Annotated in this window: 1 protein-coding gene; it reads right to left on the reverse strand. The window is 62.5% G+C overall.

Annotation, left to right across the window (positions count from 1 at the left end):
- Positions 1–432, reverse strand: a 432-nt coding sequence (locus QZH66_RS18480; protein ID WP_305807242.1) for an AI-2E family transporter, incomplete at both ends; no start/stop codon positions are given.

Consider the following 432-nt stretch of genomic DNA (forward strand, 5'->3'; position numbering starts at 1 on the left):
GCCGAACGCCGTGAGCGTCGCTGCCTGCCAGAGGGCGCCGGTGGCGAAAAAGTAGATCGCCACAGGGATCCATATCAGCCCGGCGCCAATGGCCGGCAGCAGCGATAGAAAGGCCATCAGCACGCCCCACAGGACGGGCGCCTGGATGCCGAGCGCCCAAAAAATAAACCCGCCCAGCAGGCCCTGCGTGGCAGCCACCGCGATGTTGCCCTTGACCGTGGCACGGATGACCGTGGTGAATTTCTGGCTGAGGTTGTTCTTGTGGTCTTCATCGAGCGGAATCGCATCGCGGATGCGCACGGCCAGGGCCGGGCCATCGCGCAGCAGGAAGAACAGCAGGTACAGCATGACGCCGAAACTGATCAGAAACTGGAAGGTGTTCTGGCCAATGTTGATGGCCCGGGTTGCAATCAGCTGGCTGCCTTGAACGGC

The sequence above is a fragment of the Stenotrophomonas sp. YIM B06876 genome (assembly GCF_030711595.1).
Classification (GTDB): domain Bacteria; phylum Pseudomonadota; class Gammaproteobacteria; order Xanthomonadales; family Xanthomonadaceae; genus Stenotrophomonas.